Source organism: Pseudomonas sp. ADAK7, from assembly GCF_012935675.1.
GTDB lineage: Bacteria > Pseudomonadota > Gammaproteobacteria > Pseudomonadales > Pseudomonadaceae > Aquipseudomonas.
This window is the reverse complement of the sequence record NZ_CP052861.1, coordinates 175,526-189,720: the sequence shown is the minus strand read 5'-3', so window position 1 is coordinate 189,720 and position 14,195 is coordinate 175,526. Positions and strand designations below refer to the sequence as shown.

Genomic DNA, 14,195 nt, shown 5'->3' with positions numbered 1-14,195 from the left:
TGACCTGCCGATGGAGGCACTTTATGACTCAGCGTGACGTGGTTTTTCCGCCTGGACGCCAGGCGCTTTATGAGCGCAATCGCTATTCGCCGGCGATCAAGTCCAATGGCTTTTTGTTTGTTTCGGGGCAAGTCGGCAGCACCGAGGACGGCTCGCCCGAACCCGATCTGGAAGCGCAGGTGCGGCTCGCGTTCTATAACCTGAATGCAATCCTGGTCGCGGCCGGTTGCACCTTCGATGATGTGATTGATGTGACGGTGTTTATCGTCAATCCCGAGGAGAAGTTCGAAACGATCTGGAAGATCGTGCCGGAGTTTTGGGGGGATGCGCCGCATCCGACGCTGACGGGGGTGGGTGTGACGTGGCTGTATGGGTTTGATTTCGAGATCAAGGTGATTGCGAAGCTTCCGGAAGCGACCTGATCCAATGACAGCAAACCTGTGGTACTGACAGTAAAAAACCTGTGGTACTGACAACACAAAACCTGTGGCACTGACAACACAAAACCTGTGGCGAGGGAGCTTGCTCCCGCTGGACTGCGCAGCAGTCCCAAAAAAGGGGGCCGCTTCGCGCCCCAGCGGGAGCAAGCTCCCTCGCCACAGGGTATTCATCACTCTGGATAGCGGTGGGTTACTTCGGTTGCGCCACCGTCCGCAGGTAAGGTTTCACCGTCCTGAACCCCTCCGGATATTTCTTCCGGGCATCCTCATCGGACACCGACGTCGGAATGATCACGTCCTCCCCCGGACGCCAGTTCACCGGCGTCGCCACGGTGTGCTTGGCGTTCAATTGCAGCGCATCCAGCAGACGCAGCACTTCATCAAAATTGCGCCCGGCACTCATCGGGTAGATCAGCATCGCCTTGACCTTCTTGTCCGGCCCGATGATGAACACTGAACGCACCGTGGCGTTGTCCGCGGCCGTCCGCGCGCCGCCGCTGGCGTTCGGATGGATCATGTCGTAGAGCTTGGCCACCACCAGGTTTTCGTCGCCAATCATCGGATAGTTGACCGCATGCCCCTGGGTTTCTTCGATGTCCTTGGCCCAGCTCGCGTGGTTACTGACCGGGTCGACGCTGAGCCCGACCACCTTGGTGTTGCGTTTATCAAACTCCGGCTTGAGCCGCGCCATGTAGCCGAGTTCGGTGGTGCACACCGGGGTGAAGTCCTTGGGGTGCGAGAACAGAATCGCCCACTTGTCACCGATCCACTCATGGAAATGCAGCGTGCCTTCGGTGCTTTCAACGGTAAAGTCCGGTGCCTCGTCGCCAATGCGGATTGCCATGTTCGTTCTCCTTATTGTGAGGTCGCAGGGAAGCTCAACGACGTTCAGGCACGGCGTTGAACCGATCAACGCGAATCAGTATAGGAGACAGCCTGCAAGTAACAGCGTCGCACCCTTACCGAATGGCGACACTCGGTTGCAGAGGGCGTCAACCCGGCCTATGGTCCAAGCGTGATTTGCCTGCGACTGGCAGGTGGCACTCCGCCGCCAGTTGCTGACCCCCACAGGAGGTGACGCCATGCCAAACAACTCCCGCCCCGCCGTTCTCGAACTGATCGGCAACACGCCGCTGGTGCGTGTCAGCCGCTTCGATACCGGCCCGTGCACGCTGTTTCTCAAACTCGAATCGCAGAACCCCGGCGGTTCGATCAAGGACCGCATCGGCCTGGCGATGATCGATGCCGCCGAGCGCGATGGTCGCCTGAAACCCGGCGGCACCATCGTCGAAGCCACCGCTGGCAACACCGGTTTGGGCCTGGCGCTGGTTGGCCGGGCCAAGGGTTATCGGGTGGTGCTGGTGGTGCCGGACAAGATGTCGACCGAGAAGGTCTTGCACTTGAAGGCCATGGGCGCCGAAGTGCACATCACCCGCTCCGATGTCGGCAAGGGCCATCCCGAGTATTACCAGGATGTGGCGGCGCGGCTGGCCAAGGAAATTCCCGACGCGTTCTTCGCCGATCAATTCAACAACCCGGCCAACCCGTTGGCCCACGAATGCAGCACCGCGCCGGAGATCTGGGCGCAGACCCAGCATGATCTGGATGCGATAGTGGTTGGCGTCGGCTCGGCCGGTACGCTGACTGGGCTCACCCGTTTCTTCAAGCGTGTTCAGCCGGACCTGGAAATGGTCCTGGCCGATCCGGTCGGTTCGGTGATGGCCGAATACAGCCGCAGCGGCCTCCTCGGCAAGCCCGGCTCATGGGCGGTGGAAGGTATTGGCGAAGACTTCATTCCGTCGATCACCGACCTCTCCAGCGTGCGCCACGCCTACTCGATCAGCGATGAAGAAAGCTTTGACCACGCACGCCAACTGCTGCGCGCCGAAGGCATTCTCGGCGGCTCGTCGACCGGCACTTTGCTCGCCGCAGCGCTGCGTTATTGCCGCGAACAGACCGAGCCAAAACGCGTGGTCACCTTTGTCTGCGACACCGGCACCCGCTACCTGTCGAAGGTCTACAACGACCAATGGATGAATGATCAGGGCCTGCTGCAATACAAACGCTACGGCGACCTGCGCGACCTGATCTCCCGGCGCTTCGAGGATGGCCGGGTAATCAGCGTCGGCCCGGACGACACCCTGCTCACCGCGTTCCAGCGCATGCGCCTGGCGGATGTGTCGCAACTGCCGGTGCTGGTGGATGGCAAGCAACTGGTCGGCGTGATCGATGAATCGGACATTCTGCTCGGCATGCAGGAAGACGCCTCGCACTTTCGCTTGACCGTGGCCAGCGCGATGACCGACAAGGTGCAAACCCTGTCGCCCGGCGCCAGCCTGCCTGAACTGCAAGCCGAACTCGATCGCGGGCTGGTGGCGATCATCGCCGACGCCTCAGGCTTCCACGGCCTGATTACCCGCGTCGACCTACTCAATCATTTACGGAGATCCCTTACATGAGTCAGCACGATGAAACCGGTGCGCCTCGCGCCTTCGCCACGCGGGTGATCCACGCCGGCCAGGTGCCGGACCCGTCCACCGGAGCGCTGATGCCGCCGATCTACGCCAACTCCACCTACTTGCAGTCGAGCCCCGGCGTGCATAAAGGCCTCGATTACGGGCGCTCGCACAATCCGACGCGTTTTGCCCTGGAGCGTTGCGTCGCTGACCTCGAGGGCGGCACCCAGGCCTTCGCCTTCGCCTCCGGGCTGGCGGCGATCTCCACCGTGCTCGAACTGCTCGACGCCGGCTCGCACATCGTCTCCGGCAACGACCTGTACGGCGGCACCTTCCGCCTCTTTGACAAGGTGCGTCAACGCAGCGCCGGGCATCGCTTCAGCTACGTCGACCTGACCAACCTGGCGAACTTCGAAGCCTCGCTGCAAGACGACACGCGCATGGTCTGGGTCGAGACGCCAAGCAATCCCCTGCTCAGCCTCACCGACCTCAGCGCCATCGCCCGCACCTGCCGCGACCGCGGCATCATCTGCGTCGCCGACAACACCTTCGCCAGCCCCTGGATCCAGCGGCCGTTGGAGCTGGGCTTCGACATCGTCGTGCACTCGACCACCAAATACCTCAACGGCCACTCCGACGTCATCGGCGGCATCGCCATCGTCGGGCAAAACCCGGAACTGGCCGAACGCCTGGGCTTCCTGCAAAACTCGGTCGGCGCGATCTCCGGCCCGTTCGACGCCTTCCTCACCCTGCGCGGCGTGAAAACCCTGGCCCTGCGCATGGAGCGTCACTGCAGCAACGCGCTGGAACTGGCGCAATGGCTGGAAGCCCAGCCGCAAGTGTCCCGCGTCTACTATCCGGGCCTGCCGTCACATCCGCAGCATGAACTGGCGCGGCGGCAGATGCGGGGGTTTGGCGGGATGATTTCGATTGACCTGAACACTGATCTGGCCGGCGCCACACGCTTCCTGGAGAACGTGAAAATCTTCGCCCTGGCCGAGAGCTTGGGTGGCGTGGAGAGTTTGATCGAGCATCCGGCGATCATGACCCATGCGAGCATTCCGGCGACGACGCGGGCGCAGTTGGGGATTGGTGATGGGTTGGTGCGGTTGTCGGTGGGGGTTGAGGATGTGGAGGATTTGCGGGCGGATCTGGCGCAGGCGTTGGCGTTGATTTGAATGAAACTGTAGGAGCGAGGCTTGCCCGCGAAGAACGTTGACGCGGTGTGTCAGGTCTGACGCCTTCGCGAGCAAGCTTCGCTCCTACAGGGCCGGGTGATTAGCCGGGCTTGTGGTTATCCAGTACGCGATTGACCGCCAGCTCACCCATCAGCAGCGTCCGGTGCAGCACCAGCATGGTGTGGCGTCGCGGGCCGTCCGCCAGCTCGATGAGGTCGTTGACCATCGCACGGGCCGATGACAACGAGTCGTAGGCCTCGACCAGCAACGTTTCGTCATCCACCGCTGCGTCGATGGTGAAAAAGGTGCCGGATTTGCGGGGCGGTATCTGCGTTTTCGTCGCCCCGGGGTTGAGGTAGAACTTGAGTGCGCGGTCGGCCGACGCTTTCAGCTTTTGGGGATCAAGATCAAAAGAGGCGTCGTAGGGCACTGGATTGGTATCTGGGGGGTTGGGCGTAACTTTGAACATAGATGGAACTCCTAATACGAATTTAAGGAGCCATCACCCTCGCTACCAAACGATTGGGTGGCGGCCATGCGTGGGTTGGTAGACCGGTCGTATCAGGAAACCCGGCGCTCACAAAGGAGCCCCACGCATGACCACCATAAAAACAGAGTCCCAAAAAAGAGACGTCATAAGGTGTTGCCATGCGACTGATAACGAGGCGGGCTACCAAACCCGATCACTGTTTTGCAGTGACCCGGAAACGATATAGCCCACCCCACAGCCGCACAAGCCGGCGGATTCTGGCGTACGCGTAGGTAACGGCGCAAGGCGATGTAGCCGTTTATGACGTAACACCGAGTGTCGTTAAACGATCGTCGTTAAACATGTTTATGCGCATCAAACATCAGCGCCCGTCGCGAAGGCGAACCTTCAGACCCTCAACACAACCGTTCAATGGCAAACTCCCTCAACTTGAACGTTTTGGAGACCACCATGCTTCGTGTGTTTGAACGAAGGCTCGACCCCTTCCCTCCCGACGAGGTACCACCGCCACCCGATGGCCTGGCCCGATTTCTGTGGGCCTGCACGCGCGGTGCTCGCGGCTACATCCTTGCGCTGGCGCTGCTCAGTGCCGGTGTGTCGATTTACGAAGCCTGGCTGTTTTCCTTCCTCGGGCAGATCGTGGACCTGCTCTCGACCTGGCAGGCCGGCGGTGAAGCGGCGGCGCAGGAAAGTCGCGTGTTGTGGGGCATGGGCATTGTCATGGTGACCAGCGTCGGGCTGGTGGCGTTGCGCACGATGGTGCAGCACCAGGTATTGGCGATCAATTTGCCGTTGCGCCTGCGCTGGGACTTCCATCGCCTGATGCTGCGACAAAGCCTTTCGTTTTTTTCCGATGAGTTTTCCGGACGCGTCACCACCAAGGTGATGCAGACGGCGCTGGCCGTGCGTGACGTGCTGTTCACGCTGATCGAAATCCTCCCGGGGATTGGCGTTTACTTCATCGCGATCATCGCGCTGGCCGGCGGCTTCGCCCTGAAACTGATCCTGCCCTTCGTGGCCTGGTTCGTATTGTTCGGGCTGGCCATGTGGTACTTCGTGCCCCGGCTGGGGAAAGTCGGACAGGAACAGGCCAACGCACGCTCGATGATGACCGGGCGTATCTCGGACGCCTACACCAACATCACCACGGTGAAACTGTTCTCCCACTCCAATCGCGAAGCGCATTTCGCGCGTGCCGCGATGGAGGACTTCAAGCAAACCGGCTTCCGGCAGATGCGCTTGGTCAGCCAGTTCGAGATCGTCAACCAGGCATTGGTGGTGGCGCTGATCATGGCCGCCGGCGGTTACGCCCTGTGGCTGTGGCACCAGGGTGCGGTCGGCGCCGGCGCCGTGGCGGCAATCACCGCCATGGCCTTGCGGATCAATGGCATGTCGAACTGGATCATGTGGCAAATGACCTCGCTGTTCGAAAGCATCGGTACCGCCCAGGATGGCATGGCGACGCTGACCCTCGGCACCAAAGTGCAGGACGCGCCGGATGCGGGCGTGCTGCAGACCTCCGGCGGCGCGGTCACCTTCAACAATGTGAGTTTCAACTACAACGGCGAACGCCAAGTGCTCAGTGGCCTGAACCTCAGCATCCGCCCGGGCGAAAAAATCGGCCTGGTGGGCCGCTCAGGCGCGGGTAAATCCACGCTGATCAACCTGCTGCTGCGCTTCTACGACGTCGACAGCGGGGAGATTTGCATCGACGGCCAGAACATCGCCAAAGTGACGCAAGACAGCCTGCGCGCCTCCATCGGCATGGTCACGCAGGACACCTCCCTGCTCCACCGTTCCATCCGCGACAACATCGCCTACGGCCGTCCCGACGCGACCGACGCGCAAATCCGCCACGCCGCCGCCAATGCCCAGGCCGATGAATTCATCAGCCAACTCAGCGACCGCCAAGGCCATAGCGGCTACGACACCCTGGTGGGTGAACGCGGTATCAAACTGTCAGGCGGCCAGCGCCAACGCGTCGCGATCGCCCGGGTCATACTCAAAAACGCCCCGATCCTGTTGCTGGACGAAGCCACCAGCGCGCTGGACTCGGAAGTCGAAGTCGCCATCCAGGAAAGCCTCGATGAAATGATGCAAGGCAAAACCGTAATCGCCATCGCCCATCGCCTGTCCACGATCGCCGCCATGGACCGCCTCATCGTCATGGACGACGGACGCATTATCGAACAGGGTACGCACAGTGAGTTGCTGGCGAAGAATGGAGTTTATGCGCGGCTTTGGCAGCATCAGAGCGGGGGTTTTCTGGGGGAGGATAAGGGTGTGGTTGAGGTGTTGGATCAGGTTTGAGTGGGACGTTCGGGGAGCGATGGGCGTCATGATCGGCGCTACTTGGTGAGGGGTGCTTTCAGCCAGAAGCAGACAGTCAAAAAGCGTCCTGAACGATCAGGCTCTCATGTCATGAAATCATCCAGCTGTCGTACCATCGGCACATCGACAGAACGGAGGTTGATATGGGAAATGGTCAGGGTAAACGGGTTGTTGTCATTGGTGCAGGCATCGTGGGCGCGTCATTGGCGTATCACTTGGCCGGTAAAGGCGCGAATGTCACCTTGGTCGAGGCTCAAGGAATAGCTTCGGGAGTGACTGGCAGTTCATTCGCTTGGATCAATACCTCACACCCCGAACCTGACCCAATTGCGCAACTGCGCGGTTCTGCAATCAAGGAGTACCGCCGACTCGAAACGCAGCTGCCTGGTCTGAAGATACGATGGACAGGAGCCTTGTCTTACAGCGTGATGGCAAGTGGAGAGCTGCAGATCTCAGGTAGCCAAGCTTGGGCAAACCTGGTGTCTCGATCGCAGATTCTCGACCTTGAACCAAATCTCAAGAATCCTCCTCAGTCTGCTGTGTATGTGGCTGAAGAAGGGGCGCTGGACGCAGTGGCAGCTACGCATGCGTTGATCGCAGGTGCCCAGGCACATGGGGCGAAGATTCTCACTCAGACGCGGGTGCTCGGCTTTGTAACCCAGCGTGCAAAGGTGACCGGAGTCGAAACAACAAAAGGCATCATCGATGCCGATATTGTCGTATTGGCAGCCGGAACAGGCATCACGAAGCTGGCAGACATGCTTGAAGTGTCCCTGCCAATAGAGGCCTCGCCTGCCATTTTCATCCGTTACAAGTCACAACCCAATCTCGTGCACACCCTCATCTCCAGCCCTGAAATGGAAGTGAGACAAAGTTCGGATGGTGCGTTGCTGGCGGCAGAAGATTACCTGGACGACGCCATGGAAAATCAGCCGGCAGCGATAGCGCTTCGAACTGCCAAGACCATCCAGAACGAACTCCATGGTGTTGTTTCCATAGATCCGGAATGGGCTTGTGTCGGACTTAGGCCCATGCCTGCCGATGGCATCCCCGTCATTGGTTATCTACCAAAAGTGGGCGGCGTCTATGTTTGTGCAATGCACCCTGGAGTGACTTTGGCGGCGGTAGTGGGACGCCTTGCCAGCGAGGAAATCATCGATGACAAGGCGTCCAGTGCCCTTTGCCCATGCCGGCCCGATCGATTCTTCCAAGCGTAGGCTATAAGGGGACAGATCTATTTTCGGCTATAAGGGGACAGATCTATTTTCCAGTCGGCTATCGAAGAAAATAGATCTGTCCCTTTTTCACGTTAGAACCACGGATTTGCGGGTCTATCTATTTCAAGGCCCTTAACCCTTGCATAAGCAACGCTACTATCCCATTGGATTACAGAGTACTCATAAGCGAAGACTGTACCGTCACTGAGAACAGTACTTTTCTCACTGCTATTCTCTACACCTAGACGAACCGATGGAGTGTCTACGACACCAATGCTGATCGAAGCATTACCTTCCAGAGACTGATGAATCTTTGAATTGCTAATATTTCTGTACGATACCGCAGTACCAGTAATAATTACCGGCTGGCGTGACTCTGCCTTCAGCTGCTCCATTATTGTACGATTTTCCGGAGCATTCATTATTTTAACGAGTGTATATGGCTCTAATGTCCGAAAAATCACATATGTTCCGTACTGACGATTTTCTATTTCAGTTTTGTAGCGTCCGTTCAAATCAACCGTGCCAGGTTTCATTTTACCTTCAGCTTCGATGGCCGCCTGCGCAGTTTCCGCTGAGTAAATCGTAGTTTGCGCTACAATCGGAAAATCAGAAACCTTGATACTTCCCTTCGGATCAAATCGATTTCTCCCAGACGTCTCTATCACTCCCACTGCAAACTGCGGTGCAGAAAAAGCCTCGTATTTTCGCCAAGCCGCACCTTGGATACCAAGATAAACGTTAGATGTGCTGCAGCCTGACAACATCACTAAAAGAAGCAACAGTATCTTTTTCATGCTGATCCCCCAGCTTTTTAGTTAATGGCTTACTGCCAGTAATCTAGCGTAGTCACTATGGGGAGTTACGCAAGAGGCATAACTACGAGTCGCAAATCGGCAGCATGGAATGCTTTAAATTAACGGTCAAAATAAGTCAAAACGGGGGACAGATATTTTTTCGAAGAACGCCAAGCCCACCCATCGCTTCAAAGCGCCCCTCCCCGCCCGTCTTCTACACTGACCAAGCCCGTTCGTGCCCCGTCGTTCGCGACCACGAGCCAGCTCCCTTTTGCACACCCCACACCCACCAGATCACAAGGGGATACACGCCATGAACGCAATCACGACCAAAGACGGAACGCGGATTTTCTACAAGGATTGGGGTCCGAAGGACGCGACGCCGATCGTGTTTCACCACGGCTGGCCCTTGAGCGCGGACGACTGGGATAACCAGATGATGTTCTTCCTGCTCAAAGGCTACCGGGTGATCGCCCACGACCGTCGCGGGCACGGGCGCTCGACGCAAACGTGGGAAGGCAATGAAATGGACACGTACGCCGCCGACGTCATCGAGCTGACCGATGCGCTCGACCTCAAGGGCGCGATTCATGTCGGCCATTCCACCGGTGGCGGTGAAGTTGCACGCTACACCGCGCGAGCCAAACCGGGGCGCGTGGCCAAGGCTGTATTGATCAGTGCGGTGCCGCCGATCATGGTCAAGTCGGAGAAGAACCCCGGCGGGTTGCCCCTGGAAGTGTTCGACGGGTTCCGCTCGGCATTGGTTGCCAGCCGCGCGCAGTTTTATGTGGACGTGCCAGCGGGGCCGTTTTATGGCTTCAATCGACCCGGGGCCAAGGCCTCGCAGGGCGTCATCGATAACTGGTGGCGTCAAGGCATGATGGGCGGCGCCAAAGCGCATTACGACTGCATCAAGGCGTTTTCCGAGACTGATTTCACAGAAGATTTGAAGGCGATTGAGGTGCCGACGCTGGTCATGCATGGCGAGGATGATCAGATTGTGCCGTTTGCCGACTCGGCGCCGCTGTCGGCCAAACTGTTGAAGCATGCAACGCTCAAGACCTACCCGGGCTTCCCGCACGGTATGCCGACGACCAATGCGGATCAGATCAATGCTGATTTGTTGGCGTTTATTCGCGGTTGAGCACTCACGTCGTGACGGCGGTCTGATCGCCGTCGCGGCGTCGATAAGGTCTGATCGCTTCTCACATCACCACAAGGAAGGGTTGATAGCCTCGGAGCGGCAAATATGGTGACAGGTGACCCCTATCAAAATCAGGAGCAGCCCAGGGCGAGGGAGCGCGACGTATGCATGTTCATGTCGGCTCCCTCGCGGTTCAGGGTGTGACCACCGCTTTAGGGCCGTAGCCATCGCCAGTGCGGAAGGTTGGCAGCGCGGCGGAGTTGACGTAGCGCACGCCATCCCAGCTGGGCAACGGAACCGGCATCAGCTGGAATTGCCCGGGTTTTTCAATGTCCCAGCGCAGCAGCATGGAATTGTCCTCATGCTGAGTGTTGTGACAGTGCTCCATGTACGTCCCGGCGAATTCGCGGAAGTTGATCGCTATCTCGACATTGTCCGTACCATCCTTTTCCGAACCGATGCGATACACGTCCTTGCGTGCCCATTTTTCCCATTCCGGTGGGAGCTTGCCGCCACGGCTAAGGATGATGCCTTCCTCGAAGTGCACGTGCACCGGGTGGCTCCAGCCCGTGCCGCTGCCTTTGATGTGCCACACTTCCAGCGTGCCGTACCCCGTGACGCCCGCGTCGGTCGGACCGCTGGCCAGTTTGGTCGAGACGTTCAGCCGGCGCGGGTCCATGCGAAACCCGAAACCGCCGTCGGTCTTGACCGTCCACGGTGCTTCATCGGTGCCATCAGAACGGCCGAAGGTGAAGGTGCGGTGACGGGCGTTGGCCAGCAACGCTTTATCGGCGGCGTTTTCGCGGTGAATCTTCAGCGGGATCATCACCAGGCCTTCAGCCTTGCCCGGTTTGGCCGGTTCATAAGCAGCCGGGTCCATGGCCAGGTCCTGGCCGGTGTACGCCTTGACGTTGAATTGCAACACCTTGCCTACCGCCGGATCACCGTCTTCCCACTTCGGCCCCTTGCTGGTTTGCTTGAGGATCGCCTTGTATTTGTCGGACAACACGTCAGCCAGGGAGACGGGTTCTTCCGGGCCCTTGCCGTCTTGATGCACCAACAGGTTGACGAAGAACAGCTTGTCGCCCGGTTTGACCCCGTTTTTCGAGAAGTTAACGATGATGTCGAAACGCTCGGCGATGCCCAGGGTTGGCAGGATCGCGTTGTGGTTCTGTTTATCACCGTCGGCGTCGAGGTCCATGGTGCCGTCGAACGGTACGCTGTGTTCCATGATGTTGCCGTCGTTGGCAATCATGTGGAACGGCACGCGGGCATACGACACGCCTGACCCGACAGGCCCTTGGAACTCGCCGCTGGTGCCCTTGATCTCGCGCACCAGCGCCAGTTTGAAGTAGCGCGAGACGGAGCCATTGAGCATACGGAACCGATAGCTGCGGGCGCGCACGTCCAGGGTCGGTTTCCACTTCCAGTTGACCAGCACCTGGTCACCGAGAAAGCCGTCAGTGTTGAACGGGTTGAACCACAGTTGACCGTTCTTATCCCACGCCTTGTCGGCAAACATCAGGTTAACGTCGTAGTCGCGGTTACCCCAGGGCAAGGCGCTGCCGCTGGGGAGGCGCAGGTTGACGCCGTCATTCACCGATTCATTGCCGCGGTCCAGGGCGCTGTAGTAGTTCATCATCGCCGCGTTGCCCTTGTAGACGTTCTGCGCGGTGAAATCGAGCATGTGGTCGTGGAACCAGTGGGTGCTCATGGTTTCGCGCCAGTCACCGCGAACCTTGATCATGCCGTTGTCGCAGGTCTTGCGGCTGGGGGTGAGGTCGTTGGTCCACAGGGTTTCGCCCGGCGCGCACGGAAACGCTGCACGCGGGTCTTCAGCCTTGGTGTTGATGCTGTCGTAGCCGGCCAGCTGGATTGGCCAGCGATAGTCATAGAATTGCCCAGGGAAGAAAAATGCGTTGGCATAGCCGTCGCTTTCCGCCGGTGCGTGACCGTTGTGTTCGTGGGTGGTGATTGTGTGCAGACCAAATCCCATGTTTGCCGACGGGTCGATCGGCAAGCCGTTGTAGTGGCGCATCAACACGGGTTGCCCGTAACGCACCATGAGCAATTTGGGCGGCAAGGTGCCATCGAAGGTCCACACCGAGTTGTGATTCTGTATCGGCATTTTCGGGTGAAACCGCGGTTCAACGCCTTTGGAGGTCCCTGCGGTCGCCGGCAGGCCAGCCACATTGTAATAGAGGCCACCGGGGCCAAACTCGCCCATGGCATAGCGGTGCATCTGACGACTGTCACGCAAGCCGGTATTCAACCGTGCGCCGGTTTGCACCGTCTTGTAGGCAGCCTGCGGGTAGAACTCGTTCCAGCGCTGGTGCGACCAGCCTTTTCCTGGCGGACGGCCTTCAGCCGAGGAGCCGATACGGCGGTTGAGGAAAAATTCGATTTGCTTCTGCCACGGGTTACGGTCGACCACGTTGGAATAATGGCTGGGGAACGGAGTCAAGCCTGGTTGACGCAAGAACGCGTCGAGCGCCGTACTCGGTGGGGCGCTACGAGCGGCGCTGGTGGGATCTTGTTGCGGCAGCGGGCCGATGGCGGCGGGTGGAAACGGCAACAGTGCCGCCGGTGTCGTAGGGTCGAGTTTTTCCAGACCGAATTCTTCGAACAACGCCATTTGCTGAGTGAACGGCAGCGCCCCGTACAGCGGGCTGGGTTTTCCGTTAGTAGGGTAATTGAAACTGGTCTGCACCGCTGGCGGCAGGATGTTTTCCAGGCGTGTGGTGTCTTTGCTGCCTTTGACGCCAGCCGGTAAGTCGAAGGAGTCGAGGTTAGCCGGGGGCATGGTCAAAATGGCGTTCAAGGCTCCTGCTTTGTCAGCCGGTTCATCGTGGTAAGCCGAGGGGTCGGAAGGTTCTGGTTGTCGCTCGTCATCGATGGGGCTGGCACGCAGAGTCGCCGTGCCCAGCGCCATTGTCAGAAGGACGCTCAGAGGCGTCAGGAGGCCGAACCATTTGAAGGGGTGCCGCGCTTTACTGTCCATCTCTAGCCGCCTCGAAGTGGTGAATGGGGTAATGGGGCCAGTGCAAGGAACTCGCCAGAAATGACAGTTTTTAAAGAAGTATTAATACTCAACAAAACAACGGCTTATAAATATCCATATGCCAATGGTGGGGCAAGGCACCCGCTAGCGGGGAAAGTTCACCCCCATTATCAGGTGACCCATTTGAGTGATATTGCCATACCCACAGTGAGCGGAATTCCCCACAAATGGGCTGTATTACCCGCGTCCTGTATCAACTTTTTTGCTGGCGAACTGGCCATGTAATCAGGCCGCGTTGCCGGCCAGGAGTTATAGGTTATTAAGTTTTTTGGCATAGAGAATGCTGTGTGTTAACTAACGCCTTCAAAGGCACTTCCTTTACATGCAAACGATGTTTGAAAAACACCTGCGCCGCCGATCAGGCGCGCATTGCCAGCCCTTTTGAGGAGTTACTTTCATGCAAGGCGAGCCGCTCATCCTCACGCTGGTACTCATGCTTTTCATTTCTTCGATAGGCGCAGCCTGGAGTCTTATATGCCTGTTCAGCAATTAAGATTCTGCGGGGAGCCTTCATCACGTTTGGCTTACAACTGGGCGGGCGTGTCGAAACACAATAAACAGAAACAGGGAGAGCAGGCGAGGATAAGTCCGCGATTAATAACCGGTTTTACCACTGGCGCAACGTAACTTTATTCGCAGGCAGTGCTATTGAGTTGCACGACAGTAATTCGATGATAGCCCGTCGAAGGCCGCATTTCGCCCATTTGCATTGCTGCCTGCTGCTCTAGATCCAGCACTTGATACTTCCAGAGCGTTGACGACCCTTCTCGGCAATAGGTAAACGCATCGGGATTTGAAGCGGAGATAATACACGCGTCATTGATGCCCAGTTTTTGCAGCGTTGTTGTTGCTGTTCGGGTGAAGTCCAGGTCGAAGACCGGAATAATCCCGGTAGCGGAAGCGGCGAGCGAAAACAACAGGCTGCTCATGGCGAAAGACGTTGAAATGTTCAAGGTCGGACTCCCCTTTTTCCATTATCTGGTCAAATAGTTAATCGAGCGTTTTCCACGAACCGACATACCGTTCTGACAGGGTGGTACGCGCATTTTCGGCCGAACTAACGACCAGGCTCTTTAAAAAA

Annotated in this window: 12 protein-coding genes; 7 read left to right on the top strand and 5 right to left on the bottom strand. The window is 58.3% G+C overall.

The genetic code is table 11. The annotated features are described in order from the left end of the window. Nucleotides 1–23 precede the first annotated feature (23 nt). The gene (locus tag HKK53_RS00975; RefSeq protein WP_169368899.1) at nt 24–422 is read left to right on the top strand and encodes a RidA family protein; all 399 of its coding nucleotides are present in this window, start codon (nt 24–26) and stop codon (nt 420–422) included. A 208-nt stretch (nt 423–630) separates the two neighbouring features. Here the strand turns inward: HKK53_RS00975 and HKK53_RS00970 are convergent, their stop codons facing one another. Then, nucleotides 631–1,284 carry a peroxiredoxin gene (locus HKK53_RS00970; protein ID WP_169368898.1) on the bottom strand — a complete coding sequence of 218 codons (654 nt, stop codon included), beginning with the start codon at nt 1,282–1,284 and terminating at the stop codon, nt 631–633. Between the two features lie 238 nt (nt 1,285–1,522). Here HKK53_RS00970 and HKK53_RS00965 point away from each other — a divergent pair, with 238 nt between their 5' ends. Further along, on the top strand, nt 1,523–2,899 hold the full coding sequence (locus HKK53_RS00965) for a pyridoxal-phosphate dependent enzyme (protein WP_169368897.1): 1,377 nt from the start codon (nt 1,523–1,525) through the stop codon (nt 2,897–2,899). Beyond that, a complete protein-coding gene (locus tag HKK53_RS00960; RefSeq protein WP_169368896.1) occupies nt 2,896–4,074 on the top strand; it encodes a trans-sulfuration enzyme family protein in 1,179 nt (392 codons plus the stop codon). Before HKK53_RS00965 ends, HKK53_RS00960 begins: the two co-directional genes overlap by 4 nt. A 100-nt stretch (nt 4,075–4,174) precedes the next feature. Here the strand turns inward: HKK53_RS00960 and HKK53_RS00955 are convergent, their stop codons facing one another. Next, nucleotides 4,175–4,543 (bottom strand): DUF6124 family protein, encoded by a 369-nt coding sequence (locus HKK53_RS00955; RefSeq protein WP_169368895.1) that lies wholly within the window; start codon nt 4,541–4,543, stop codon nt 4,175–4,177. A gap of 471 nt (nt 4,544–5,014) precedes the next feature. Here HKK53_RS00955 and HKK53_RS00950 point away from each other — a divergent pair, with 471 nt between their 5' ends. Continuing rightward, nucleotides 5,015–6,874: an ABC transporter ATP-binding protein gene (locus HKK53_RS00950; RefSeq protein WP_169368894.1), complete on the top strand. Its 1,860-nt coding sequence runs from the start codon at nt 5,015–5,017 to the stop codon at nt 6,872–6,874. A gap of 164 nt (nt 6,875–7,038) precedes the next feature. After that, nucleotides 7,039–8,112 carry an NAD(P)/FAD-dependent oxidoreductase gene (locus HKK53_RS00945; protein WP_169368893.1) on the top strand — a complete coding sequence of 358 codons (1,074 nt, stop codon included), beginning with the start codon at nt 7,039–7,041 and terminating at the stop codon, nt 8,110–8,112. Nucleotides 8,113–8,204: 92 nt separating this feature from the next. Here the strand turns inward: HKK53_RS00945 and HKK53_RS00940 are convergent, their stop codons facing one another. Beyond that, complete coding sequence (locus HKK53_RS00940) at nt 8,205–8,909, bottom strand: hypothetical protein (RefSeq protein WP_169368892.1); 705 nt, start codon at nt 8,907–8,909, stop codon at nt 8,205–8,207. Nucleotides 8,910–9,222: 313 nt separating this feature from the next. On the opposite strand from HKK53_RS00940, the gene HKK53_RS00935 reads away from it, so the two are divergent. Further along, nucleotides 9,223–10,053: an alpha/beta fold hydrolase gene (locus HKK53_RS00935; RefSeq protein ID WP_169368891.1), complete on the top strand. Its 831-nt coding sequence runs from the start codon at nt 9,223–9,225 to the stop codon at nt 10,051–10,053. 193 nt (nt 10,054–10,246) lie between these two features. Here HKK53_RS00935 and HKK53_RS00930 read toward each other — a convergent pair whose 3' ends face one another. Continuing rightward, entirely contained in the window at nt 10,247–13,054 is a 2,808-nt protein-coding gene (locus HKK53_RS00930; protein WP_169368890.1) for a multicopper oxidase domain-containing protein, read from the bottom strand. Between the two features lie 60 nt (nt 13,055–13,114). Here HKK53_RS00930 and HKK53_RS00925 point away from each other — a divergent pair, with 60 nt between their 5' ends. Next, nucleotides 13,115–13,339 (top strand): hypothetical protein, encoded by a 225-nt coding sequence (locus tag HKK53_RS00925; protein ID WP_169368889.1) that lies wholly within the window; start codon nt 13,115–13,117, stop codon nt 13,337–13,339. Nucleotides 13,340–13,743: 404 nt separating this feature from the next. On the opposite strand, the gene HKK53_RS00920 is transcribed toward HKK53_RS00925, so the two are convergent. Then, on the bottom strand, nt 13,744–14,067 hold the full coding sequence (locus HKK53_RS00920; RefSeq protein WP_178117436.1) for a hypothetical protein: 324 nt from the start codon (nt 14,065–14,067) through the stop codon (nt 13,744–13,746). Nucleotides 14,068–14,195 lie beyond the last annotated feature (128 nt).